1 protein-coding gene is annotated in these 700 nt (G+C 59.7%); it reads right to left on the bottom strand.

The features are described 5' to 3' along the window. Positions 1–14: 14 nt before the first annotated feature. On the bottom strand, positions 15–700 hold a 686-nt coding region (locus DIE06_RS37900), incomplete at its 5' end, for an IS30 family transposase (RefSeq protein ID WP_124665752.1).

Raw genomic sequence — 700 nt, forward strand, 5'->3', positions numbered from 1 at the left:
GGTGGTCTCAAGAATCAAGTGCAACGTTTAGCCAATCCGGCGGCAGCCAATTCCATCGCCATAGCCTCTTCAGGGGTTTTCCAGTTGAGGGTTTGGCGAGGGCGGCCGTTCATCAGTTTGGCAATGTCGTTCAATTGCATCTGGGTGACGCCTGACAGGTCGGCACCCTTGGGCAGAAACTGGCGCAGCAGGCCGTTGGTATTTTCGTTGCTGCCCCGTTGCCAAGGGGCGTAGGGATCCGCGAACCAGATGTCCAGATTCAGTCGTTCAGCCAACTCGACATGGCAAGTCATTTCCGATCCGCGATCGTACGTCAGGCTCTCACGCAGAAAGGCCGGGAGTTTCTTCATCTGGCGCGTGAACCCCTCCAGTGCGTCCTGGGCCGTACAGCCATCCATGCGGCACAGCACGACGAACCGGGTCTTGCGCTCGACCAGCGTGCCGACGCAGGAGCGATTGAAGGCGCCTTTGATGAGATCGCCTTCCCAATGACCGGGCCATTGGCGCGTTTCGATTGCCTCGGGTCGATGGATGATGCGCAGTTCTTCCGGTACAAAGCTCTTGCGGGCCAACGTCTTGCGCGCGTTGCCGCGCACCGGCTTCTCCTGGCGCAGGGCCTCGATCATCGCCTGCTTCAAGCCGCCGCGGGGATGGGTATAAATCGCCGCGTAGATCGTTTCATGACTAACGCGTTGCTCGG

The sequence above is a fragment of the Burkholderia sp. Bp8998 genome, from assembly GCF_003854235.1.
Taxonomy (GTDB): Bacteria; Pseudomonadota; Gammaproteobacteria; order Burkholderiales; family Burkholderiaceae; genus Burkholderia.